The following is a 25,284-nucleotide window of genomic DNA, read 5'->3' as shown; positions in this document are numbered from 1 at the left end:
ACCGTTGAAACAATGCAGACGGCACTGTGGCGAGCGTAACGGGCCCCGGCACCATGCCTCCAAGCGCCTGCATCGTCACAGTGTCTGTCGCCGACTAGAGACACGGTCACCACCAAGCTAGCCAAAACTTCTAGGGTTAGGGCAATCGCCAAGTTGACAGGGAAGCGCGCCTTTTCTAGACTGCATACATCGCTGCACACATTGATACATGCCGGGCAGTATAATGCTACGAGTCCCCCGATGCTGCACGCGGCGCGGTTGTGAGATTGACCGGCAATTGAATATCTGGCCTCGGCGCAGCACTACAGTCGTCGGCCGCGTTGGCAATCGTGGAAAGCGGCAGGCTACGGCAGGTCAACAAGTAGGCTCAACGCGAAGAAGGCGAGTCGCCCGTCTCTGTTATATAGGCCTACTAACTGGACGAGCGTTGGAGATGTATTGAACGTCGGAAATGCTGACTACTCTTGATGGAGAATGGAATGAAATTGTCTGGTGTGATGCCCGCATTGGTAACGCCGTTTGACGCGAACAACAAGGTCGATTTCAAAGCGCTTGAGAAGCACATGCTCAACCTCCGTGCTGCGGGAGTGACGGGTTGGGTACCGTTGGGCTCTACAGGCGAATACTTTTCTATGTCGAACGAAGAGCGCGAAGATGTGCTCCGATTCGTGAAAGACTTCGCCAACGATAATGAGGTCCTGATTGCCGGCACCAACGCGCCGGCGACCCGTGAAGTTATCGAGAACACTGCCAAAGCCAAGGAAATCGGCTACGACACGGTCTTGCTAGCAACCCCGTTTTACACGCGTCCGACGCAGGACGAACTCCTCGCGCATTACCGTGCGGTGCTCGACCAAACCGGCGTCAACCTTATCCTGTATAACTATCCGCCCAAGGATGGCATCGAAATTTCGTTCGAGTTGATGGATGCGCTCGCTGACGATCCGCGCGTCGTTGGCATCAAGGAAAGTTCCGGCGTACTTCAGCGCGCCATCGATATCTACTCCCGCTACAAAGGCCGCATCGCGCTCGTCTCGGGTTCGGATGACGTCGCGCTTGACTTCATGTTCTGGGGCGCTGACACGTGGATTTGCGGTCCGGCCAACTGCATGGCAAAGGCGTGCTGCGATCTTGACCGTACTTTCCGCTCCGGTGAGTTGGAGAAAGCGCGCGAGATGATGGCAACGCTCTACCGCGCGATGAACATTCTTGAAAGCGGCAAGTTTGTTCAGAAAATCAAATACGGCTGCGAACTGCAAGGCACACCCGTTGGCAAAGCCCGTGCACCGCTTGGCGAACTGACGGACGAAGAAAAGAAGGCCTTCCGAGCAGCGATGGAACCCATCCTGAACTGGTAAGGGTGACGGGCGGCTGGAGCACCGGCTCCAGCCATTTCGATGCGTTCGCGGGAGCATTTGTGGCACCTATCGTTGTCATCGGCGCTGGAATCATTGGCACGACCATCGCGTACGACCTGCAGCTGCGCGGCCAAACGGTCCTTCTTGTCGACAGGGACACTCCAGGGACAGGGGCGTCGTTCGGCAACATGGCCAGTATCGCAGTGACAGAATTCATGCCGGCGTCGCGTCCGGGGGTTTGGGCGCAAATGCCTAAATGGATGCTGGACCCGGAAGGTCCCGTACGGATTCGACCCGGCTACATGCCGAAGCTCACGCCCTGGTTCTTGCGCTTCCTATCTGCCAGCCGCCCTTCAAAGCTGCGCGAGCTGGAATCCGCTGGCGCAGTTCTTCGCGAACGCGTCTACGAAGATCTGAACGCTCTACTCAAGGAGACCAGCCTCGAGCACATGCTGAGCAAAGAAGGCTGCCTCAGTCTGTATACCGACGAGGCTGAGTTCCGCGCGGACCGCGAACATATCGAAATCCTTGAGCGCTTTGGCTTCCGACATCAGGTATTGGATGGAAGTGTCCTTCGGGAGCTAGAGCCCGCGCTCACGCACAAGATTGGCAAGGCCGTACTCTTTCCCGATAACCGGTCTATTGCGGATCCGTACAGGCTTGTCGTAGCGCTTTCGGAGCGATTCCGTGCGCTTGGGGGGCGAATCGAACAAGGCGAGGTAGGTGGCTTTGAGCACGCCGAAGACGCAATCTCTGCGGTGAGACTCAAAGACGGTCGTCGACTTGAGGCGAGTCAGGTCGTGGTTGCTGCAGGCGCTTTCACCGCGCGCCTCTCCGCACTCCTCGATGAGCATATTCCGCTGGAAACTGAGCGAGGCTATCACACCCAAATCATGGCGCCGGGCATCTCGATGAAGCACTCAATCATCTGGCCGGCCAAGGCGTTCATGGTCACGCCCACCGGGGGCGGCATCCGCGTTGGCGGCACGGTGGAGATGGCAGGGCTTGATGCGCCTCCGGACTACCGGCGTGCCAAGGTTCTGGTGAAGCGTGCCAAGGAGGCAATCCCTGAGCTCAGGGCCGAACAAACAACTGAGTGGATGGGTCATCGACCCGCACTTCCGGATACGGTCCCGGTGATGGGCCGGTCGGCTAAACGACGCAACGTCTTCTACGCTACTGGGCACGGCCACCTCGGACTCACGTATGGCGCGACCACAGGACGATTGATGGCCGATCTGATTACTGGCGTGAAGCCCCCCGTCGATATGAGTCCCTATCGGGTTGACCGGTTCTAACTGATTCAAACACTTGGGAAGCAGACAGCATGCGAAACGAACTCTACATCGATGGTAAGTGGTCAAAGCCCATTAGCGGCGAGACGCGCAACGTAATCAATCCGGCCACGGAAGAAGTCATTCAGACCATTAGCGCAGCGTCCGCCGAAGACGTAGACATCGCGGTCAAGGCGGCACGTCGAGCGTTCGATCAGGATGGCTGGCCCAAGCTCAGTGGCGCGCAGCGCGCCAAGTACCTTCGCGCGATCGCGAAAGGTATTCGCAACCGCCAGGAAGCGATTTCGCGCCTGGAAACCATTGACAATGGGAAGCCGTTCCCCGAAGCAATGTGGGATGTAGGTGATGCTGCCGGGTGCTTTGAGTACTACGCGGGTCTCGCGGAAGAGCTGGACAACAACCCGGAAGAAAAGATTCAGCTGTCCGACGGGCGATTCACTTCGAAGGCAGTGAAGGAACCCATCGGCGTCGCGGGCGCGATCATTCCATGGAATTACCCTTTGCTGATGGCGGCATGGAAGGTCGCACCTGCACTCGCAGCAGGCTGCACCGTCGTTCTGAAGCCAGCGGAAGTCACGTCGCTCACGGCGTTGGAATTGGCCGCAATCGCCCATGAAGCCGAGCTTCCTGCTGGCGTGCTCAATGTGCTCACGGGCTCGGGCTCCGTTGCCGGTCAGGCCATCATCGACCACAAGGGCGTGGACAAACTGGCCTTCACCGGCTCGGGTCCGATTGGTTCACAGATCATGGCGGCCGCAGCACGAGACATCAAAAGGGTAAGCCTGGAGCTCGGCGGCAAGTCGCCGTTCGTTGTTTTCGACGACGCGGATATCGAACAGGCTGTCGAATGGATTATGTTTGGCATTTTCTGGAACCAAGGACAGGTATGTTCGGCCACCTCACGCGTTTTGGTACAGAAGCGTATTTACGACGCGCTGCTTGCACGATTGATTGAAGAAACCAACCGTATCAAGGTTGGCAATGGTCTCGACGACGGGGTTCTTCTGGGGCCGCTCGTATCAAAAAGGCAACATGAGCAAGTTGTGGCGGCCATCGAAGCCGCGAAGGCGGCAGGTGCGACGATCGCGGCCGGCGGCACCCGCCCGGAAGGCTTTGACAAGGGCTATTACCTGCGTCCGACCATCCTGACCGATGTACCGCTTCACAGCGATGCGTGGGTCGAGGAGATTTTTGGGCCCGTTGTCTGCGTGCGTCCTTTCGAGACTGAACAGGAGGCCGTAGAACTCGCCAATGATTCGCGCTTTGGCCTCGCCGCGGCGGTGATGTCGAAAAACGATGCGCGTGCAGAACGCGTTGCCGCCGCCTTCCGAGCAGGCATCGTCTGGATCAACTGTTCGCAACCGACTTTCACTGAAGCGCCATGGGGCGGCTATAAGCAATCCGGCATCGGCCGTGAGCTCGGTCGCTGGGGGCTCGACAACTATCTCGAGACCAAGCAGGTGACCAAGTTTGTCAGCGACGAGCCTTGGGGTTGGTACATCAGGAACGATTGACCACGAGAAGCGTTTTCCGATCGTCAATGGTGGCCCTAGAGCGCCCTAGGGTCGTTCAATGTCCGGCTGCGTTGCCCTGAGTCAATTAGGAGATTAGCTTGGAAAAGCCGCTTGACGGTCAGACCGTCCTCGTCACCGGTGCAACAGGAGGCCTCGGCGCTTCGATTGTCACGCAGCTTGCGGCCGACGGCGCCCGGCCTATCATTCATTACAATCGAGACATAGCCAAAGCCGAAGCGCTGCTCAAGCGGATCGACGGTAGAGGCTCGGTTCTCCGGTGCGAGTTGTCCTCTCCAGGCAGCGCATTGGAGCTGTGGAGCAGGGCAATTCAGGCAGAGGGGCGCATCCACGGCCTCGTCAACAATGCAGGTATTCGCACAGAAATCACCATCGACGCGAGCCCGGAAGAGTGGCGCTTGGCGTGGCTGAAAGAATTTCAGGTAAATCTGTTCGCGGCGGCGGACCTGTGTCGGGAAGCGATCAAGCATTTCAAGGAAAACGGCGGCGGTCGCATCGTCAATATGGCGAGTCGTGCGGCCCAGCGCGGCTACGCTGCGAATGCTATGCCTTACGGAGCGTCCAAGGCAGCGCTTGCGAACCTGACCAAGTCGATCGCTCGTTCATACGGCGCAGAGGGCGTGACTGCGGTGAATATAGCGCCCGGCTGGGTGCTCACTGATATGGCCGAGGACTACGTGGCCACCCACGGCATATCTGCTGCGGTTGCGGATATCCCGATTGGGAAAATGGCAGCCCCGTCGGAGGTGGCTGAGCTGGTTTCTTTCGTCCTTCGACCGTCGCAGAAGTCGCTTAATGGTGCCACGCTCGACGTGAACGGCGGGAGCTATATTCGGTAGGCGCCCTCGCTGGAGATTTGACAGCTTCGCTGAGCGGACGTTTCATGCCATCCGGCCCCGGTAACGTCTTGCTGCGAGCTTCCTTGCGTCGGAATCAGCAAAGTCGACCGAGTCTCGACATATCGCGAATTGGCGTATGACGTAGGTGAGAGAGACGAGTGTCGTTCGCAGGCGCGAACTCGTTCTGAATTCCTACCGGCCTGATACAGCAACTCGGCGGTCTTTGACCCGGAAATTGAGGAATTGAGATGGCAGACGGAAAAGTTGCATTGGTAACGGCGGGCGGCTCGGGCATGGGCGCTGCGGTCGCGCGACGTTTGAGCGCCGATGGGTATAGGGTCGGTGTGCTGTCGTCCTCGGGTAAAGGGGAAGCATTGGCCGGTGAGCTTGGCGGTATCGGCGTGACGGGTTCGAACCAGTCGAACGACGATATCGGCAAACTTGTCGACCTCGCCATCGACCGATGGGGCCGAATCGACGTTCTCGTGAACAGCGCTGGGCACGGCCCCCGTGCCCCTTTGCTTGAGCTGACCGACGAACAATGGCATCAGGGCATTGATACGTACTTTCTTAATGTCGTGCGCCCGACGCGCCTGGTCGTACCGCACATGCAGAAGCAGCGGGCCGGCGCAATCATCAACATCTCGACTGCGTGGGCGTTCGAACCAGCAGCCATGTTCCCGACATCGGCGGTTGCCCGAGCTGGTCTCGCTGCGTTCACAAAACTGTTTGCCGATAGTCACGCGGCCCAAAATATCCGGATGAACAATGTGCTCCCCGGATGGATTGACAGTCTTGCCGCCACGGAAGAACGTCGTCAGAGTGTGCCTCTTCAGCGGTATGGCACCAGCGAAGAGATCGCTGCTACCGTCGCGTTTCTCGCCTCAGACGGCGCCGCGTACATCACCGGGCAGAACATCCGAGTCGATGGCGGGCTTACCAGGTCAATCTAGCTCGAAGCCCGGGGTAGACGATTGACCAGTTGATGACGGTGTTGATCAACGCGCTCGGAAACTGTTTCGTCAGAGGGGTCGAGCCGATAGCCTAGCGGCATCGCTTCTACGTTCGCGGCAAGGCGAACGAAGCAGCATTGCTGCGATGGCCATGATCTGCGGTCCTTACTTCTTTAGCACTTGCGTCGAAAGTATTACATTCACGGATTCGTGATGCGAACATCAGGATTCTATTCCGTACATCGGCAGGCCAAGAATATAACGCCGCGTTGTGCCCACCTACGCGGCAATCTCGGCCTCGTTGGAGTATCCAGAAATAAAGCGCTTGCGCATGCTCGTCTCTTCGTCAAACACGTGCCGCGCAATCCGTCCAATGTTGCCGCCGTAGACGTGAATACTGATGGAAACGCGATCATCATAGGCATTAGAGACCCTGTGAACGTCGCCCGTGCGGGGCGAAATAGTTTCAACTGTACCGGGTGTCAGGTGATCAACGCCAAGTGAGCGCATAGGCTGCCCCGGGTCGCCAACTCCAAAGCATTCCGCACGCTCGCCACCGCTGAGCATTCCGATGAGCGCCCATACCGTGTGATTATGAATGGGTGTCTTTTGGCCGGGTCCCCAAACGAAGCTGACGACCGAAAAGCGGTCGGCCGGGTCGGCATGTAGCAGGTATTGTTGGTAGTGTTGCGGATTCGGCTGGGCGTAGGCTTCGGGAAGCCAGTCATCGCGACATACAATCTCGGCAAGCAGATCGCGCCCTCTCGCTAGCAGTTGCGCTTCGTCATCCTCACAGCAGTCAACGAGTTGCGTAAAGTCCCGTACGAAATGTGCAAAGCGTTGAGCCGGAATGCGCATTACTTGTCTCCTGAAGGATTGTCGGTTGTTGCCGGTCCGCACTCTTGGCCAAGCTCCCTGGCGAACCTTAACTCCGTATTGATTTTCGATGGAACCCGGTTCATGAACAATTGAATTTTGCTTCAAGTCGTCTGCAGTCGCTACACGCCGGCGACAACGGGTGAGTGTGATCAAGTTGATATCAACGGTCCCTCAGATTCACTGTTATAGCGGCGCGCCTCCCGCCAAAATGCTTGAGCCGCCGGCGAGAGGCGGGTCTGGTTGAGGCACACCAATCCTATGCGTCGAGACGTGCTTGGGCTCAGCGGGCGAAAGACCGTACCTGGATAGCGCTCTGGCAGCGCAAGCTTGGCAAGAACTGAGATCCCTTTTCCGCATGCGACGAGCTCCAGAATGGACATCAGTTGCACAAGCTCGTACATCACCTTTGGACGCAGTCCGTGTCTTGAGAAAAGCTTTTCGACAAGAGCCTGTGAGCCGGCTCGCGTGAGGATAAATGGGTCGGTCGTCATCTCCTTAAGAGGAACGGTTTCAAATGCCGCAAGTGGATGTCCGGAAGGCAGCACCGCGACGAGTTCGTCGACGGCGAGCTTCTGCGCGTCAAAATCCGTCTTAGGCAGGGTGACCGCCGCAAGTTCAAGACGACGCTCCGTTAGGTCCCGCGACGTCAGCTCGTCCGGCTTTTCCGTGACCACGATGTCAACGCCCGGGTAACGGGCCTTGAATCGCTCGATCAGCGGAGGCAGAACCCGGATCGTCGCACTGGCGCCGAACGATCCCAGTCGTAGGAGACCTGACTTCAGTTCTGCACCAGCCAGGGCAGTGGCCTGGACGAGTTGGAGCGAAGCGAAGACGTCGCGGACATGAGGAAGCACCTGCTCGGCGGTATAGGTAAGGGAGATCTGCGATGCGTTGCGATCAATCAACTCGGTTCCCAGAGCGTTTTCCAGCGCGCGCAGTGCGTGACTCGTCGCCGACGGTGACATGCCAAGCTGGGCGCCCGCACTCGCAATGCCGTCCGAGGACGTGAGCGCTAACAAAAGCTGAAGCTGTCGAAGTGTAGGTGTCGTGGTGTCAGGTCGATGCCCCATCAAATATCTCCTCGCTGCCGGTTCGGATCAATGACAATGAGCGCGGCAATCAAAGTCGTTGGCGCGTCCCGTCGTATTGAAAAAAAATTCAATTGTTTATGAATACGCTGCAGAAGTACGATAAACCTGATCGTGTATGCGAAGCGTAGCGGACGCGGCAGGTTCATGATGGAAGTTGATGCGGCACGCGATCCGCGCCAGGGCACTGCGGTCAGCCTTCGTTAATTCTTTCTGCTGCACATCCGCGATCGCATGTTCAAGACCGACGCTGATCAAACATGCAAGTGATGCCAGCCTGTAGGCACATATGGCTGCTGCCTCGTTGCCCATTCTCACTTGATTTTTCCGCATCGTGCGCTTTCAGGACCGGGAGGCGCGACCCCTGAGGCAAATATGAATCGCCAATTGCTCTTATGCGTCGGCCGCGCCGGTACCTGCATGGGCACGATGGCATTTGCCGGCGCGTTACCCGTCCTGCGCGCTGACTGGCATATGGACGCGACGACCGCCGGAGCGATCCAAACCGCTTTTAACCTGTCCAACGCAATCGCACTGTTGGTGGCGGCCTGGCTTTCCGATAGCCTTGGCGCCAAGCGCATGTATCTCGTCTGTTCGTGGGCAGGGGCTGTAGCCCTGATTGCCCTTGCGCTTTTCGCGCGCTCCCCGACTAGCGCCGCGGTGCTAATTGTCTTCGTGGGACTCACCCAGGGCGGCGCTTATACGCCGGCGCTGCTGCTCGTCGCAGAGTTGAGTTTACCGGCGCAAAGGGGACGTGCGATGGGGCAGATGCTGGCGGCCGGCTCCCTTGGCTATCTGCTTTCAGTCACGTTCTCGATGTGGGTCGCCAGCTCCTGGGGCCCGACCGCAGCCTTTACGGTTTGCGCCATGGGCGCTCTGACTGGGACGATGGTCGGCCAATTTAGTCTTCAAGGCGTGGAAAACCGACGACATAAGCGCGAGGCGGCGGTGTCTGACGAGCCAATGCGATGGCGCAGCGTTTTTGGTCCGACGTCGCTTTGTCTTCTGGCTGGTTACATTGCCCATTGTTGGGAGCTGCTCGGGAACTGGGCATGGACCCCAACGTTATTAGCGACCGTGCTTACACCATTGAGCCTTAGCGCAATGAGCAGCAGCTTGATTGTGGGTGGCGCGGTGCACCTGTCGGGCATGATCGCCACCAGTGTCGTTGGCGCCTTGTCAGACCGATGGGGCCGGTCACGCGTGCTGATGTATGTCGGTGCCATCGGTGCTACCTGCTCCATGCTGATCGGTTGGTCGGCGCAGTGGGGAACCGGCTGGGTGATCGTGTTCGTGGCCATTGGTAGCTTCTTCATCCTTGCGGATTCGGGCGTGTTGTCTGCGGCCATGACTGATGAAGTGCCGCCGGCGTACCTTGGTCGGGTCATGGGAATCAGGTCGCTTCTTGGCTTCGGCGCGGGAGCGCTCGCGCCAGTGGCGTTCGGGGCGACACTTGATTGGACGCATGCTTGGAGTTGGGCTTATGCGTCACTGGCTGCCGGCGGTTTTACCGCTTACCTCGCCGCCGTCGTTTTGCGAAAGATCAGTCGACGTGCGCAGTGTTCCAGGCCGATGCGCCAGCGCTATGAGACTCGCTAATTGGCGCGCGGCAGCATGAGCCTGCGGAAGAAATGGGGTCAGTGCGAGCCGCTTGCAGGGGGCCCTGATCTCGCGCCCCAGGTTGCGTGAGCGTTGTCATTCGTAAAATCCGCGCATTGCATTGCATTGCATTGCGCTGCACGGCAGTCAGTCCCGGTGCTGGACACAGGCGGCGGCCGCCGGAGTAGAGCGTGCCGGTTAAGGCACGGCCTGCGATTCGCGCGACACCACTTCAGCGCAATGAGCGACGCCAATGCGGCGAGCACTTCCGCGGCCTTGTTGCACCGGCCGACAGCAATCTCACTGGACCAATCAGATGGTCGCAAAACAGAATTATTTGGTGCGCATAACTGACGCTTCCTTCGCTTCCTTGACGCGCTGCAGTGCGGCGAGGCTGGCATCGTATCTCGAACCGTTGCCGCCAAGACCGATTGTTGCGCGCTTTGCACTTTCAAGCAAAAGTGCCACCGCAGCGTGGGTAGTAAGCGCATCCTGAAATCGTCCTCTCGGTCCCGATAGGGTCAGCGCACCCACTAGCTCTCCGGTTGCGTGGAACACCGGCACGGAGGCGGAAGCCGTTTCTGGATCGCGTTCGCCGTGGGACACCGCCCAAAGTTGCGTGCGAACGTCGCCCCAACGCGGGTCCTGCGGTTCAGTGAAAGCCAGCAGTACTTTGCCGGAAGCGCCTTTATCGATTGCAAACTCTTCGCCGATACGAATCGAGACCCGAACGCTTCGAGAGGGCTCAACGCGATACAGCACTAGGCGGTGATCGCCTTGGCGCACATAAAAAGATGCGGTCTCGCCAATGTCTCGGCTCAACTGCTGGAGCAGCGGCTCGACGACTGGGCCTATCTGAAAGGAGCGCTGATAAAGCGTCGCAAGACGTAACGGCTGATGACCGATTCCATATTGCCCATCGTTTAGTTTTCGGATGAATCCTCCGTGTTCCAACGCTCCCAGTAGGCGCAGAACGGTGCTTTTGTACAGATCGGTGCGGCGTGACAGTTCAGTCAGCGTCAAGCAGTGGTCGCTGGGACCGAAAGCGGCCAGTATCGCGAAGGCGCGATCGAGAACAGCGACCCCACTCGAGTCTTGAACTTCCGTGTGGCCGTTGCTCCCGGTAGTGATGGCTGTCTTTGGCATGGCGTCTCTCCCTAGAATACCTCCATCGTACTGTTCTACACAGTAGAACTCAAGTTCTGAAAAAACGGGGTTAACCCCGCTTTTCGTTGCGATGACATCGATCTATAGTTCTCTTCAACAGAATCAAGGTCTGTCAGACAGAACAACGGAGCACATCCATGTCGAATAGTACGGTGCTAATCAGCGAGGTCGGACCGCGGGATGGCCTGCAGAGCATCAAGACGGTCATGCCGACGGCGGCCAAGTTGCGGTGGATTTCCGCGCTTGCAGAAGCCGGATTGAAGGAAATCGAAGTCGGGTCATTTGTTCCACCCAAGCTCTTGCCGCAGATGGCCGATATTCGTGAAGTCGTGGCACACGCGCTGGCAATCCCTGGTTTGCACGTCGCCGTTCTCGCACCGAATCTGCGCGGATCACAGAGCGCGTTTGAAGCTGGCGTGCACAAGGTGACGCTGCCCGTTTCCGTCACGAACGAGCACTCGATGGCCAATATCCGGAAAACGACCGAGCAAGTGATCGAGGAGGTGCGCAAGATCGTCGCTTTGCGCAACGAGCAGTTCCCGCATGTTCAGATTGAGGCGGGTGTGTCCGTCGCGTTCGGCTGCACGATCGCGGGCACGGTCACCGACGACCAAACCATGAGCATGTGCTTGGCGATGGCCGAAAGCGGCGTCGACGAAATCGGCCTCTCTGACACCAGCGGCTACGCGAACCCGGTGCAGGTTCGGCGAATGTTCCGCCGCCTCAAGTCTGAGTTCGGAGAGAAGGCCGGCGGGGCGCACTTTCATAACACGCGTGGTCAAGGTCTTGCCAACGTGATCGCCGCGCTCGACGCCGGGGTGACGACAATTGATTCCAGCCAGGCCGGCTTGGGCGGCTGTCCCTATGCGCCGGGCGCCACTGGAAACATCGTGACAGAGGATCTGGCCTTTCTGCTCGAAGCAATGGGCTATGACACAGGTGTTGACATCGACAAGCTGATCGCAGCTCGAGCGATTCTCGCTGAGGCTCTGCCAGGCGAGGCACTTTATGGTCACGTGCAGGACGCAGGGTTACCCAAAGGTTTCGCGTATGCAGACGGGCGTGCACCAAGCGCGCCTCAACCGGAAGGCTGTTTATTGGGAGCGGCGCAATGAATGAAGTGCAGGCAAATCAATCGTTGCCATACACCGGCCTGAAGGTCATTGAGATGACGCACATGGTGATGGGGCCGACATGCGGAATGGTCCTGGCCGATCTCGGCGCGGAAGTGATCAAGATCGAACCCATCACGGGCGATAGCACACGAAACCTTCGCGGCTCAGGTGCGGGGTTCTTCAGCACGTTCAATCGCAACAAGAAGAGCTTGGCCGTGGATGTCAAGGATTCCCGCGGTATCGAGATCGTGCACAAACTGCTTGCCGGTGCTGATGTCTTTAGCGAAAACTTCAAGAGCGGCACGATGGATAAGCTCGGGCTGGGCTATTCCGCGCTCTCTAAGCTCAACCCGCGCTTAGTCTACGTGTCCCATAAGGGCTTCCTGCCCGGCCCCTACGATCATCGGACTGCGCTCGACGAGGTCGTCCAGATGATGGGCGGACTTGCATACATGACCGGGCCTGAAGGGCGGCCCCTGCGCGCCGGAACGAGCGTCAATGACATCATGGGCGGCATGTTCGGTGCGATTGGCGCGATGGCGGCGCTCGCACAACGGGAGCGCACCGGCCGCGGTCAGGAAGTGCAGAGCGCCTTGTTCGAGAACAACGTGTTCCTCGTCGCGCAGCACATGATGCAGTTTGCTGTCACGGGCAAGGCTGCGGCACCCATGCCCAGCCGAATCTCCGCGTGGGCCGTTTATGACGTGTTTTCTGTCAAGAACGGCGAGCAGATTTTTCTGGCGGTCGTCTCAGACACGCAGTGGTCATTGTTCTGTGATGCGTTCGGTCTCCAGGCGCTCAAGACCGACGAACGCATCGCCACGAACAACCAGCGCGTACAAGCGCGCGACTGGTTGATGCCTCAGCTGCGCGAACACATGGAGCAGTTCACGGCCGCCGAGATCAGCGCGGTGTTTGAACGCTGCGGTTTGCCGTATGCGCCGATTACAAAGCCCCAGGAGCTTTTCGACGATCCGCATCTGCTGGCAACCGGCGGACTCGCCGAGGTCACGCTGCCGGCGGATGCGAGCGGAGCAGGGCAGCCGGTTGTGACCAAGACGGCATTGCTTCCGTTGACTTTGAACGGCCACCGACCGCCATTGCGTGCCGCGCCCCCTTCGTTAGGCCAGGACACTCGCTCGCTTCTTCAGCAGCTGGGATACACATCCGAGGACCTGAGGCAGCTGTTCGATGCGGGGGTGGTGTGGTTCCAGGACGGGCGGCCGGGCGGTACGTCTGATCCATCAGCAAACGAACTCGCAAGCGCCTGAAGCCCAAAAGCATACAAAGAAGCACTCGATGGCACGAGCCTAACAGGAGCGTGCGGGCTAGTGCTTCGCCTGGAGACAAGACATGACATCCATTTCCTCGAACATGGCGGCGCAAGACCCCGTCGATTCGACGCTTGAACAACAGGCAGTGAGGAAGGCGGCCTGGCGCTTTATTCCGCTTCTTGCGCTGGCGTACTTCTTCAACTACCTCGACCGCACAAGCGTTGGCTTCGCGGCGCTGACCATGAATCGCGACCTTGGCCTGAGCGCCACGCAGTTCGGGTGGGGCGCCGGGATCATGTTTGCCGGGTACTGCCTGTGCGAAGTCCCGAGTAATCTCGCTCTTTACCGCTTCGGCGCACGACGCTGGCTCGCTCGTATCATGATCACTTGGGGGTTCTTTGCGGCAGCGACCGCGCTTGCGGTAGGGCCGAACAGCTTCTATGCCATTCGGCTGTTGCTCGGGATTGGGGAAGCAGGCTTTTTCCCAGGCGTGATTTTCTTTCTGGCAGTTTGGTTTCCGGTCACCTACCGCACCCGGGTGCTCGCATGGTTCACTGTGTCTACGCCGCTCTCATCGCTTGTCGGCGGTCCTCTATCCACGTGGCTTCTGAAGATGGACGGCATACTCGGCCTGGCGGGATGGAAATGGATGTTTATCGTCGAGGGCTTGCCCGCCTGTTTGCTCGGATTCCTCGTCTTGAAGCTGCTCGCCGACAAGCCGGCGGACGCCAAGTGGCTTTCACCTGAGGAGCGTCAGGCCCTTCAGACCGCATTCGATCGCGAAGGCTCGTCGAGTCAAAAGAAGAAGGATTTCGGCGCTGCGTTGAAAGACGTTCGCATGTACATCCTCGCGATGATTTCGTTCGGCTTCACGATGGGCTCCTACGGCATCGGTATCTGGCTGCCGCAGATGCTCAAGGCCCACGGAATGAGCGTGACGCAGACCGGCTGGGTGTCGGCGGTTCCGTACTTCTTCGCGACCATCGCCCTTCTGTGGTGGGCCAAGCGAGTGGACCGCCGAGGCGGGCACATTGCAAACCTTGCTGCGGGGTTGTTCATCGGTGCGATCGCGCTTGGCGTGTCGACTTACTTCCAGCAGCTGGTTCCTGCGATGACGGGAATTACCTTGGCGCTCATCGGCACCATCGCAGGCCGCACCATCTTCTACACGTTGCCTGCAAGATTTCTTTCGGGGCAGGCTGCAGCGGGCGGACTGGCACTGATTAACTCGATTGGCGCACTTGGCGGCTTCGCCGGCCCGTACCTCGTGGGCTACCTGAAGGACAGCTTTGGGACCTTCACCGCAGGCCTGCTCGGCTTGTCGGTCGTGCTCGTGATTACGACTGCGCTGACGCTCTCGCTGTTTGCCTTCAACAAGGGCGAGCACGCATGAAAACGGCGCATTCATCACAGCGTCGCCAGTTACTTCGCGCGGCAGCAGCATCGATGCTGGTTCCAACACTGAGTGTCACGCGAGCGTTTGCTGAGGAGAAGCACGCCATGAGCACAAGCAGCAACTATCTACCGGTTCGGGCAGAATGGCTTGCGTCCGGCACCGAAGCGGCGCTCGAGCCGGAATTGCCGATCATTGATGCTCACCATCACTTCTACGAGCGTCCGGGCTGGACGTATCTGCTTGATGAGTATCTCGAAGACGCGCGCTCAGGTCACAATATAACGGCGTCTGTCTACATGCAGGCACTGACGCGCTATCGAAAGACTGGACCCGAAGAATTGCATCCGGTTGGAGAAGTCGAATACGTTGCGAATGTGACCAAGCCGTTGCAAGCAGGAAAGCCGCAGGTAGCCAAAGCAATGGTGGGGTATGCGGATCTTCGCCGAGGGGCGGCCGTGCGCGAGGTGTTCGAGGCGGAGCTCGAGGCAGGAGACGGTCGCTTTCGCGGTGTGCGCCACCTGGTCACCTGGGATGCTGACTCGAGCTTAATGAACCCGTTGTCCGCCGGTCCGCGTGGACTTCTGCTCGACCCCCAGTACCGCGCGGGCGTTGCACAGCTCGCGCCGCTTCACCTATCGTACGACGCGTGGTTGTTCTTCCCGCAGTTACCGGAACTGTTCGATCTGGCCAAGTCGAATCCGGACATTCCGGTAATCATCAATCACTGCGGCGGCATTGTACGCATCGCAAGCTACGAGGATAAGAGCAAGGAAGTGTTCGACAGATGGTCGAGCTCGATGCGTGAGCTGGCCCAACTGCCCAATGTTTATGTGAAAGTCGGTGGACTCGGCATGCGCATCAACGGCTTCAATTTCGAGAAAGGCGAGCGTCCTCCGTCTTCCGTGCAGTTGGCAGAGATATGGAAGCCATGGATGCTGACATGCATCGAAACGTTCGGCGCTGAACGTTGCATGTTCGAGAGCAACTTTCCCGTTGACAATGGATCGTATCCATTCAACAATGGATGGAACGCCTTCAAGCGTCTCACCGAACACGCCAGTGCGTCGGAGCGAAAAGCGTTGTTTCAAGGCACTGCTAAGAAGGTATATCGACTCACCTAAGGCATCTGATCTTTTCGGAACCGACGTTTCGGTGACCCGCCGTCAGAAGTGGCTTCTGACGGCGCGAGCCAAATAGCAGCCGTTGGAAAATGTCGGTGGCCGCAGCAGTGGGCAAGGCAAGTATCCGCGTGCACGATCGCAGTCGGCGTGTTTGTAGTTCTCCGCTCACCGCACGACATCACCTTCTTGTGAGCACATCTCCTAGACCGGGAATCCCTGATTTGCCGCCTTGGGACGAGCTCCAGGGATGAGCGGCGCAAAGCGACGCTAAGGCACAAGGGGGTCTAGCAGCTTCATCAGTTCGGAAGCACGCACCTTCGTGGTCCACCTGCTCGCGCCGCAAATCTCTGCGCGAGTTGCGTCCGTGACCTCTAGGAGAACTTCATTGATTCATTGATTGGCGTCCGCGATGGAAAGCGTTCGCGGGTCGGCCATTGACGCCGCGTTTTTTTCCGACGTCGCGTGTCGATGCGATGCATGCCACGGGATCAAGGACGCTTCCGCGAACTCGAGCGTTTTGAACAGCACTACCCCGAGGACGCCGAGCAGCACGAGCGCAACAAATACGGTCGGAGTGTCGAAGCTGCCCTGCGCGACGAGAATCACGTGTCCCAGGCCCGCCTCGCCGGCGACGAACTCTCCGACGATTGTACCGACCAGTGCGAATGAGACGCCCACCTTCATTCCGGCGAAAATGCTGGGCAAGGCGTTCGGGAAGCGGATCTTCCATAGCACCTGGCTGCGCGGCGCCTGATTTGCTCTCGCCATATTGAGCATTTCGGGGTCGATCGACTTCAGGCCAAGCACGGTATCGATGAGGATCGGGAAGATGGCGATCAGCATCGCGATTGTGATTTTCGGAGCAGACCCTGTTCCCATCCAGATTACGAACAGCGGTGCCAGCGCGACTTTCGGCACCGCGTTCAGGGCAACAATAAGCGCATATAGTGTGCGCTCAAGTAGCTTCGACGAGACGATGCCGATGGCTGCGGCGACGCCCAGCACGACGGCTGCCGCAAATCCGCCGAGCGTGGTTACGAGCGTATCGAGACTCTCGCGAAGAAGGTAGGCCGGTTGGGTCAAGAACGTCTCGACGATGCGACTCGGCATGGGCAGGAGGAACTCGCGGATGCCTAGCGCACGAACGGCTATCTCCCACACTGCGATGATCACAAAGGCCGCAATCAAGGCATGTTTGCCGTGCGCAACTTGCTTATAAATGTGTTTCATTGCATCACCCTTTGTAGATGCCGAGATCGCGGAAAATTTGATTGATTTGCGCAACGTAGTCGGCGAACGCTGCAGTCTCCCGAATGGCCAGACCTCGCGGGCGCTCGAGTTCAATCGGAATCACGGCCGCAACACCGCCGGGGTTGCGCGACATGACGACCACCCGATCGGCAAGATAGACGGCTTCGGAGATTGAGTGGGTGATGAACAGCACCGTCTTGCCTGTGCTGAGCCACGTGCGTTGCAGTTCTACGTTCAATTCATCGCGCGTGAAGGGGTCAAGCGCGCCAAAGGGCTCGTCCATCAGAAGCAACTTGGGATCGACGAGGAGGGCACGGCAGATTGCCGCTCGCTGACGCATGCCGCCAGACAGCTCCCACGGAAAGCGATTCGCGAAGGCGCTTAGGCCGAACAAGTTCAGGACCGACCGGGCTCGTTCCTCGAAAGCCTTCCGTTCGAGCCCGTGAAACTCCGCGGCAATGAGGACATTGTCCAGAATTGTGCGCCAGTCGAGCAGCAAGTCGCGCTGGAACACCATACCCATATTTGCCGGCGGACCGTCGATCGGATCGCCTTGTAAGGTGAGGCGGCCGCTGGAGATCGTTTCGAGACCGGCCACGCACTTGAGCAATGTGCTCTTGCCGCATCCACTTGGTCCAACAATACTCACGAACTCGCCTTCCGGGATCTCGAGAGTGACGTCCTTTAGCGCATATACGGGGTCTCGCTTAGAGCGATAGACCTTGTTGATCTCTCCGAGACTGAGAAAATCCGACATGCTCCCTCCGTTTTCAGTTGGCGACGAGCGCATTGGTGTAGTAGTCGGCCGGCTTGTGACCGGGCTTGATCACACCGATCTTTTCCATCGACTTGATGGCGACATCCCAGTCGCTGTCGGCTTGCATGCCGATCGGCAAATCCGGTTGTGTCGGGCTGGCGAAGAACGGTTTGTAGGCGTTGATCTGATCGGTCAGGATTTTTCCGTCGAGTCGAGCATTCGGGCGCTGCGCTTGAATGGCTGCAACTGCCTCAGCCTCATGCCCATCGTAGATGTACTTCCATGCTCGGACTTCGATCTGCACCAGCTTCTTGATTGCGCTTTCCTTCTCAGACAGCCGTGAGGGTGTGGTCACGAGCCCATAGCTGGGAAACTCGAACCCGCTGTCGGACAGCAGGAAGGACTTGGCTGGACGTACTTTTTGCACCATCGGCTCGCCGAACGGCGCCTGAGCCATGAAGCCATCACTGTTGCCGGACGCATAGGTTGACAGCATCGCTGAGGGCGACACCATGACCACGTCAGCCTGGCTCTTGGAGACCTTGTTTGCGTTGAAGAAAGGATCGATGAACGGTACCCAAGGACTTGTCGTGAAGCACGCCAGCTTGGTGCCTGCGAGTTCACGCGCCGATTTCAAGGGGAGCTTTGCATCGACAAGTACTGCAAGATCGCCTTTTCTTGCGAACCCGGCAATCGAGATCAGGTTCAGCCCGCGCTCTTTGGCGACTGCCATCGTGCCGAGTTGCACCTGTCCCACATCGACCTGTCCTGCAGCGAGGAGTTGCAATGTGTTGATCGTGCCAGTGCCGTCTTGGATCACGACGTCGAGCCCCTCTTGCGCGAACCATCCTTTTTGCTTGGCAAGATGCATGGCGGCATGCATGCCCCAAGCCGAAAAGTCCATTCGCACGATCAGCTTTTGATCGGCTGCGCGTGCAGCTTCACCGCCAAGGAGCAGGGATGCAGCCAGTGCGCCTATCAACGCTCGCCGCATCCGCGCAAACACGAATTTACACATTCCAACGTCCTCACTGTCTTGGGGAGTTGTATTTAATGAACTGCCGTTACAAGCGTCTCAGGCCGCCTGTGCAACACGACCCTCTCGTAACGTGGCGGTCGCTCCCACATCGATCTCCCCGGTACGAGCATCCACGACGGCGTGATAGTGCTCACGCACATAGCCCGCGCTCAACTTGTGGTCCCAGACGTCTTTGCGAATCCGATCGAGATCGCGGGCAAGCGGGTTGCCGAAACCGCCTCCGCCCGGCTGGACGTGCGTCACCAGATCGTTTCGGTCGATGGTGATGCCCACCTTGCTCGGCAATTCCGTCAAAGTGTTCTCATGTTCAAGCAGGTTCTGCGCGGTTCGGGCCGCTTTCCCGCCGGCCAGCCCGTAAGGCGCAAACTTCATGCGGTCCGCACGCAACTGGAGCAGCGTATCCGAGGCTAGGACTCGGTAGCTTCTGCGAATGCCCAGGCCGCCGCGATATTCACCTGCGCCACAGGAATCCTCAACTAGCTCATACGCTTCCACCCGGACCGGATGCTGTGACTCGAGCGTTTCAACCGGGGTGTTAGAAAGGTTTTGAGACGCATTCGTAATCGCTTCGATTCCATCGCTCGCCGGACGGCCGCCCCACGCGCCACAGATCATGTTGACGATGATGTAGGGCTTGCCAGCGTCGCTCTTGCCCGAGAGGCAGACCACGGTGTTTCCGCCCTCGCCGGCGGCGGGGATCCGATCGGAAACGACTTGTGCGAGCGCACCGAGCATGGCATCGAATACCCGATACCCCGTAAGCGCACGGGCGGCTACCGCTGCTGGCGAAAGCGGATTGAGCACCGACCCTTCCGGTACTTTCACGTCGATACACCTGAATACACCGGCGTTATTCGGCACGTCACCCTTAAGCGCACAGCGCACGCTCAGGTAGGTGCAAGACTTGGTGTACGACAGTGTCGAATTGATCGCGGCGCGAACTTGCGGCGACGAGCCCGTGTAGTCGGCCGTGACATGATCGTCGTGTACCGTCAGCGCGACCTGAATGGGAATCGGGTCGGGAGACAAGCCATCGTCGTCAATGTAGTCCTTGAAGTAAAAGGTGCCCTTTGGCCACGTGCGAATCTCAGCGCGCGTCAAGCGCTCCGCATAGTCGAGCAGCTCGCCCAGATACATTCGAGCCGGATGCCGTCCGTAGCGCTCGAAGAGCGCGGTCAGCTCACGCACGCCGACTTGACTCGCTGCGTATTGCGCCTTGAGATCGCCGAGCACACGGTCGGGTACCCGAACGTTCTGAGCGATGATGCGTGAAAGTGTGTCATTCACCTGGCCCGCTTCGTAAAGTTTCAGGACGGGAATACGCAAGCCTTCCTGATAGATTTCCGTCGAGTCGCTGGCGTTGGAGCCGGGCACGCGACCGCCGACATCCGTGTGGTGACAGATAACGACGCAGTACCCCTCAAGTTCCTCCTTGTAGAAGAAGGGCACGAACATGAAGATGTCCGGAAGGTGCATGCCCCCCTGATACGGGTCGTTCACGACAATGGCATCACCGGGCTTGATGTCGCTGCCATACCGTTGCTGTACGGCGGCCATGGCTTCGGGAATTGCGCCCAAATGAAGCGCGATGGTCTTCGCCTGCGCAATCATTTGGCCGTGACGGTCGCAAATGGCCGCGGAGTAGTCCATCACGTCTTTCACGATTTCGGAGCGCGCGGTGCGGATCACCGTGTAAGCCACTTCGTCCACGATGGAATCCATTGCATTCTTGACCACCGCGAAGGTGACAGGATCGAAGTCGGTGCTCATGCGCTCTCCTTGGGTAAGTCGAGAATATCGATGATGATGTTGCCGACGCGGTCGGCGTGTACGGTGGTGTGAGGCGGTACGACAATGGTGGTGTCATACGATTCGATGATGAGCGGGCCATCCAACACATGGCCGTCGATGGATCCGCGAGCGACCAGTTGAGTCTCGATGGGCGGCTCGTCACGGGAAAAACTGACCTCGCGGGTCCCTGTGACGCCGCGAAGTGCGCTTGAGTCAACGCGGATTGCGTCGAAGTTCATGCGGTTCTCGCTACGTCCATAGGCCGAAAGACGCACATTCACCAGTTCGAGGGGTTCGTCGTTGCGATATCCGAAGGTCTGCTCATAGGCGTGGCCGAAGTCGTTAGCGACTTTTGCTACGAGCGTCGCGCCGAGAGCGCCCGCGTGGTCTGCGCCTACCACCGGGATCGTGAGCTCCGAACTCTGGCCGAGGTACCGCAGGTCGAAACTGACCGCCGTGTCTACCGTCTCTTTCGGATAGCCTTCTTCAGCGAGAATCCGGAGGCCTTGTTCCCTCAGGGTATCAATGACCGCTGTCAATTCTTGCAAATCGCAGTCGGCAAGTGGCCGCAGGATAGCCTTCACGAAGTTGTGCTCCGCATCCGCACACAACATCCCGGCGGAGCAGAACACGCCGGCCATGACCGGGGCGATCACCTGGCGGATACCGAGCAGACGGGCAACATCGACCGCATGCAACGGACCGCCGCCACCAAACGCAATCATGGTCATGTCGCGCGGATCGCGCCCACGTTCGACGGTGACGGCGCGTAGCGCGCGGGCCATACTCACATTGGCGACGTGCCGGATACCGTGTGCAGCGGCGACTGTATCGAGCCCGAGAAGCGCACCGATGTGTTCGTCCACCGCCTGCCGGGAACGCGCCGGGTCTACCAGCAGGCTTCCTCCAGCCAATGCTTGCTGATTGAGGTAACCCAGCACCATGTTCGCGTCCGTGACTGTCGGACGCTCGTTGCCGCGTCCATAACACGCCGGGCCGGGGTCAGCACCGGCGGATTCGGGTCCGACGCAAAGCAGATTGCCTGCGTCGATCCACGCGAGCGAGCCGCCGCCGGCGCCAACTTCGGCGATGTCGATTGCCGGAACCTTCAGCACGTAGCCACCGCCTTTGACGAAACGGCTCGGTGCACTGATGCCATCGCGGAATTCATATTCGTTGGTGAGCGAAGGCGTGCCGCCGGTAATGATCGAAGCCTTTGCGGTCGTGCCACCCATGTCAAATACGATGAGGTCGTTGCCGCCAGTTTGCGCGCCTATTCGTGCGGCCCCGGCAACGCCGCCAGCCGGACCCGACGCGACAGCAAAGACCGGCTTTTCGCTCGCGCTGCCGACGCCCATCATGCCGCCGTTCGATGCCATCACTTGCAACGACGCGCGCACGCCCATTTCGCTGAGATCGCTTCGAAGACGGCGCAGATACGTTCTCATTGCCGGCAGGATGTATGCGTTGACGACGGTGGTGCTCGTTCGCTCGTATTCCTTGATTTCGGGTAAAACGTCGCAGGACATTGTGACCAGCAGATGCGGAAACGCCTGCTCCAGCGCTTCTTTCGCCATGCGCTCGTGCGTCGGGTTGATATAGCTGTTGATGAAGCAGATCGCAATGGCTTCAACGCCTTCATCGACGAGCTCACCTGCCACTTGGACAACTTCGTCGATGTTCAGCGCTTTGATCACGTTGCCTTGCGCATCGATCCGCTCGTCTATGCCACGGCGATAACGTCGCGTGACCAGCGGTTCTGGCTTCTGCCAACTCAGATCGAACATGGTCGGGGTGCGGATTCGACCAATTTCGAGCACGTCGCGAAATCCTGAGGTCGTCAGCAGGCCGGCGCGGGCACCCACTTTCTGCAAGATAGTGTTCGATGCCGTCGTCGTGCCATGCACGATCTCCGTGATGTCCTCCGGTGAAATGCCCGACTGATCGATCAGACGCTGTAGCCCGCTTGTAATGGCTTCGCCTAGGTTGTGAGGTGTGGTCGACGTCTTGTTGACGAACAAACGCCCGTCCGGCATCGCCATCACGATGTCGGTGAACGTTCCTCCGATGTCGCAACCTACGCGGACACCGAGGCCGTTGCTAGCCTGCTCCATGCGCATTCCTCCGAAGAAATTCGCGCGAAGACCCGCAGTTCATGATGATTTGGCGAGGTCAACGCACCTATCTAACTAACTAGTCAGTAAGATAGGTGCGCAGATTATCTTTGTCAGCCATGGAAAACCCTATGCCTGTAGAGGACGGGCGGCGATTTTGGTCTTACGGTACTAACTCCTTGGTTAGTAGATCGGATATGATGTGTCATCCGTCTTCAAGGAGAATGCCGCAGATGGAAGCTGCCCAAACCGCTGTCAAAACAGCGAAGCGAGCGAAAGTTCGAGATGCCGCTGCAACCCGGGAAAAGATTCTGGTGACGGCGACAAAGGAATTTGCGACAAAGGGCTTCGACGGTGCGCGTGTCGATGCAATCGTGGAACGCTGCAAGATCAGCAAGAACCTTATCTACCACTACTTCGAGAGCAAGGAAGCTTTGTTCATCGAAGTGATGGAGCGCGCCTATGCGGCGATGCGCGACCGGCAGAACGAGCTGGGTCTGAAGGGCCAGAATCCAGTGGATGATATGCGCGCGCTCGTCACGCACACCATCCAGCACTTCATCGAGGAACCCAACTTCGTTTTGCTGCTGGCAACGGAGAACTTGAACAAGGCGCGGCACATCCGCAAGTCCAAGGTCATTCTCGATATGTTCAATCCGCTGAAGAGCGCCTTGGCAGACATACTAGAGCGAGGAAAGGCTCAAGGGCTTTTCCGCCCCGATGTTGACTGGGTTGACTTGTACGTTTCCATCTCCGGCCTCGGGTCTTACTTCATCTCTAACCGCTACACATTGAGTTATGTGCTGGGCGTTGACCTAGCATCTGCGGAACGCTTGGAATCGCGACTACAACATGTACCGGAGCTGATAATCAGCTATCTGTGCAATCTGGACCGATACCAAAGCGGACCGTCGTAACCATTAACCATCCACCCCGAGACGCGTCCTGGCGCCGGTATAGACCGCACCCAACGCTTGAGGGCGCATAGTGCACGAGATCGAATCTAGTGACTGGGTTCGACAGGCGGCGCAGAGTAAGTCGAAGACAACATGCCCGGGATGCCTCCCGATTCGAGATTTCAGGGGTGCAGTGAAACTGTTCTGCAGCTTGACCCGCCGCGAGAATTGCCGGGGCAGGAGGGCGAGCAGGCGAGCAGGATCCCTCCTGCTCAGCAAAGCCCAAAAAAGCATGGGTCCCGATCAACGTTGCCGCAATGTTTTTCATGCTGGTCGGGCACAGCAGCAGAGTTGAATCAGGGCATTATTGGTGGATGATAGGTGAGAGTGCCGGCGAGGGCCCACAGCAGAAAGATAACGACGGGTGCGTGCACGAGAAGCTGTACGAAGGTAAAGCCGACTATGTCGCGAGCGCGGATTCCAAGGACTCCCAGCAGAGGGAGCATCCAGAACGGATTAATAAGGTTGGGAAGCGCTTCAGCAGCGTTATACAAGGTCACCGCCCAGCCGAGGTGCACGTGTAGAGCCTTCGCTGCCTCCATCACATATGGCGCCTCGATAATCCACTTCCCGCCGCCTGAAGGTACAAAGAAGCCCAATACCGCTGAGTAGACACCCGCGACGGCGGGAAAGCTGCTCTGCGAAGAAACTGAAATAAAAACACTCGAAAGGTGATCAGCCAAAGGCAAGCCCCCCGGTGCGGCTGCCTTCGTTAGCATATAGGCGATTCCGCCGTACAACGGGAATTGAATCAATATCCCCGAAACCGACGGTACAGACTTCACCACTGCGTTGAGAAAGCGACGAGGGCGCCAATTGAGGATCATTCCGAGGAGCAAGAACAGGAGGTTGTATGTGTTTAGATTTGAGATAGCAAGTACGGGATTCTTGACGGAAAATTCGTGCCACATCCAAATGGCGCCGAGCCCGACGACGAAGATCGTGACGAGGGGACTGTACTCAAGCCAATCTCCAGGCCGCGACGGACGGCCCAACTGTAAGTCAGAATCGTTGACGCTCATGCCGAAATCCGCCGCTGTTTTCGCTCGGCTTCCGTCCGGCGCTGAAAAATACGCGATGAGGATCGAAATAAGTAATAACACCGCTGCGATCAACATCGATTGCGGCAGAAAGATGGTCTCGGAAAAAGGTATGACACCGGTGATCGCCAGCAAATTTTTGGGCAAACTGTCCGGATTCGCTTGAAGTTGCGATGCCGACGAACTGATGCCGAGCGCCCAGGTCGCGCCAAGTCCAAGGTAACCCGCTGCCCCCGCTGCCCGATAGTCCATCTTCAGCTCTGTTCGCGCGGCCAATGCCCGTATCAGAAGTGCGCTGAAGACGAGGCTGAGCGAGGCACTCAAGAACGACATGGCCATACTGACGAACGCGACGAATGCCACTGCAGTTTTCCCGTTCCCTGGCAAACATGCAAGCTGACGTATCGCTCGAGAAGCCGGAGGAGACACCGCGACTACATAGCCAGAGATAGTGACGATGGCCATTTGCATAGTAAATGGAATCAGCGTCCAGAAGCCATCCCCGAATGCGACCCCGACCCGCTGAATTGGGGCACCTATACAAAGCGCTCCTATTGCAACCGCAATCACGGCCAGCGCCGCGAAAATATAAGCGTCGGGGAACCAGCGTTCCGACCATCCAGTCACGCTCGCAGCCAATCGTTCAAGTCTCCCTCCATGATTCTGAGGATTCAACTTGGCTTCCAAAGTTGTTGAGAGATTATCCATGTCTACTCCGTC

Annotated in this window: 20 protein-coding genes; 11 read left to right on the top strand and 9 right to left on the bottom strand. The window is 58.4% G+C overall.

From position 1 onward, the window contains the following. Positions 1-479 precede the first annotated feature (479 nt). From dapA to P9255_RS12950, 5 genes are all read left to right on the top strand, one after another. Positions 480-1,358, top strand: coding sequence for a 4-hydroxy-tetrahydrodipicolinate synthase (gene dapA / locus P9255_RS12970; RefSeq protein ID WP_309789725.1), 879 nt, complete (start codon positions 480-482; stop codon positions 1,356-1,358). Positions 1,359-1,360: 2 nt separating this feature from the next. Next, entirely contained in the window at positions 1,361-2,656 is a 1,296-nt protein-coding gene (locus P9255_RS12965; protein WP_309789724.1) for an FAD-dependent oxidoreductase, read from the top strand. Positions 2,657-2,685: 29 nt separating this feature from the next. Then, positions 2,686-4,167, top strand: a complete 1,482-nt coding sequence (locus tag P9255_RS12960; RefSeq protein ID WP_309789723.1) for an aldehyde dehydrogenase family protein — start codon at positions 2,686-2,688, stop codon at positions 4,165-4,167. A gap of 98 nt (positions 4,168-4,265) precedes the next feature. Beyond that, the gene (locus P9255_RS12955) at positions 4,266-5,024 is read left to right on the top strand and encodes an SDR family NAD(P)-dependent oxidoreductase (RefSeq protein WP_309789722.1); all 759 of its coding nucleotides are present in this window, start codon (positions 4,266-4,268) and stop codon (positions 5,022-5,024) included. Between the two features lie 248 nt (positions 5,025-5,272). Beyond that, the gene (locus tag P9255_RS12950; protein ID WP_309789721.1) at positions 5,273-5,977 is read left to right on the top strand and encodes an SDR family oxidoreductase; all 705 of its coding nucleotides are present in this window, start codon (positions 5,273-5,275) and stop codon (positions 5,975-5,977) included. Positions 5,978-6,256: 279 nt separating this feature from the next. On the opposite strand, the gene P9255_RS12945 is transcribed toward P9255_RS12950, so the two are convergent. Further along, a complete protein-coding gene (locus tag P9255_RS12945; RefSeq protein ID WP_309789720.1) occupies positions 6,257-6,835 on the bottom strand; it encodes a cysteine dioxygenase in 579 nt (192 codons plus the stop codon). A gap of 170 nt (positions 6,836-7,005) precedes the next feature. Then, a complete protein-coding gene (locus tag P9255_RS12940; RefSeq protein ID WP_309789719.1) occupies positions 7,006-7,926 on the bottom strand; it encodes a LysR family transcriptional regulator in 921 nt (306 codons plus the stop codon). Positions 7,927-8,319: 393 nt separating this feature from the next. Here P9255_RS12940 and P9255_RS12935 point away from each other — a divergent pair, with 393 nt between their 5' ends. Further along, the gene (locus P9255_RS12935; protein WP_309789718.1) at positions 8,320-9,543 is read left to right on the top strand and encodes an MFS transporter; all 1,224 of its coding nucleotides are present in this window, start codon (positions 8,320-8,322) and stop codon (positions 9,541-9,543) included. 333 nt (positions 9,544-9,876) lie between these two features. On the opposite strand, the gene P9255_RS12930 is transcribed toward P9255_RS12935, so the two are convergent. Then, entirely contained in the window at positions 9,877-10,689 is an 813-nt protein-coding gene (locus P9255_RS12930) for an IclR family transcriptional regulator (RefSeq protein WP_309789717.1), read from the bottom strand. 158 nt (positions 10,690-10,847) lie between these two features. On the opposite strand from P9255_RS12930, the gene P9255_RS12925 reads away from it, so the two are divergent. The 4 genes from P9255_RS12925 to P9255_RS12910 all read left to right on the top strand — a co-directional run bounded on the left by P9255_RS12925 (position 10,848) and on the right by P9255_RS12910 (position 15,616). Beyond that, on the top strand, positions 10,848-11,825 hold the full coding sequence (locus P9255_RS12925) for a hydroxymethylglutaryl-CoA lyase (RefSeq protein WP_309789716.1): 978 nt from the start codon (positions 10,848-10,850) through the stop codon (positions 11,823-11,825). Then, complete coding sequence (locus P9255_RS12920; protein WP_309789714.1) at positions 11,822-13,096, top strand: CaiB/BaiF CoA-transferase family protein; 1,275 nt, start codon at positions 11,822-11,824, stop codon at positions 13,094-13,096. The genes P9255_RS12925 and P9255_RS12920 overlap by 4 nt, the downstream gene beginning before the upstream one ends. An 82-nt stretch (positions 13,097-13,178) precedes the next feature. Then, positions 13,179-14,492 carry an MFS transporter gene (locus tag P9255_RS12915; protein WP_309789713.1) on the top strand — a complete coding sequence of 438 codons (1,314 nt, stop codon included), beginning with the start codon at positions 13,179-13,181 and terminating at the stop codon, positions 14,490-14,492. Next, entirely contained in the window at positions 14,489-15,616 is a 1,128-nt protein-coding gene (locus tag P9255_RS12910; RefSeq protein ID WP_309789712.1) for an amidohydrolase family protein, read from the top strand. The genes P9255_RS12915 and P9255_RS12910 overlap by 4 nt, the downstream gene beginning before the upstream one ends. Positions 15,617-16,006: 390 nt before the next feature. Here the strand turns inward: P9255_RS12910 and P9255_RS12905 are convergent, their stop codons facing one another. From P9255_RS12905 to P9255_RS12885, 5 genes are read right to left on the bottom strand one after another with little or no spacing between them, the layout of a single operon-like run. Then, positions 16,007-16,846, bottom strand: a complete 840-nt coding sequence (locus tag P9255_RS12905; protein ID WP_309789711.1) for an ABC transporter permease — start codon at positions 16,844-16,846, stop codon at positions 16,007-16,009. A gap of 4 nt (positions 16,847-16,850) precedes the next feature. Further along, the gene (locus P9255_RS12900; protein ID WP_309789710.1) at positions 16,851-17,624 is read right to left on the bottom strand and encodes an ABC transporter ATP-binding protein; all 774 of its coding nucleotides are present in this window, start codon (positions 17,622-17,624) and stop codon (positions 16,851-16,853) included. Positions 17,625-17,637: 13 nt separating this feature from the next. Next, positions 17,638-18,642 carry an ABC transporter substrate-binding protein gene (locus tag P9255_RS12895; RefSeq protein ID WP_309789709.1) on the bottom strand — a complete coding sequence of 335 codons (1,005 nt, stop codon included), beginning with the start codon at positions 18,640-18,642 and terminating at the stop codon, positions 17,638-17,640. Between the two features lie 57 nt (positions 18,643-18,699). Continuing rightward, positions 18,700-20,433, bottom strand: coding sequence for a hydantoinase B/oxoprolinase family protein (locus P9255_RS12890; RefSeq protein WP_309789708.1), 1,734 nt, complete (start codon positions 20,431-20,433; stop codon positions 18,700-18,702). After that, positions 20,430-22,568 (bottom strand): hydantoinase/oxoprolinase family protein, encoded by a 2,139-nt coding sequence (locus P9255_RS12885; RefSeq protein ID WP_309789706.1) that lies wholly within the window; start codon positions 22,566-22,568, stop codon positions 20,430-20,432. Before P9255_RS12885 ends, P9255_RS12890 begins: the two co-directional genes overlap by 4 nt. A 233-nt stretch (positions 22,569-22,801) precedes the next feature. Here P9255_RS12885 and P9255_RS12880 point away from each other — a divergent pair, with 233 nt between their 5' ends. Further along, positions 22,802-23,485 (top strand): TetR/AcrR family transcriptional regulator, encoded by a 684-nt coding sequence (locus tag P9255_RS12880; protein ID WP_309789705.1) that lies wholly within the window; start codon positions 22,802-22,804, stop codon positions 23,483-23,485. Between the two features lie 335 nt (positions 23,486-23,820). Here the strand turns inward: P9255_RS12880 and P9255_RS12875 are convergent, their stop codons facing one another. Beyond that, positions 23,821-25,272: a TIGR00366 family protein gene (locus P9255_RS12875; RefSeq protein ID WP_309789704.1), complete on the bottom strand. Its 1,452-nt coding sequence runs from the start codon at positions 25,270-25,272 to the stop codon at positions 23,821-23,823. Positions 25,273-25,284 lie beyond the last annotated feature (12 nt).

Origin of the sequence: Caballeronia sp. LZ019, assembly GCF_031450825.1 — a bacterium.
GTDB lineage: Bacteria > Pseudomonadota > Gammaproteobacteria > Burkholderiales > Burkholderiaceae > Caballeronia.
The sequence above is the reverse complement of the archived record's forward strand: the minus strand, read 5'-3'. Positions and strand labels throughout refer to the sequence as shown.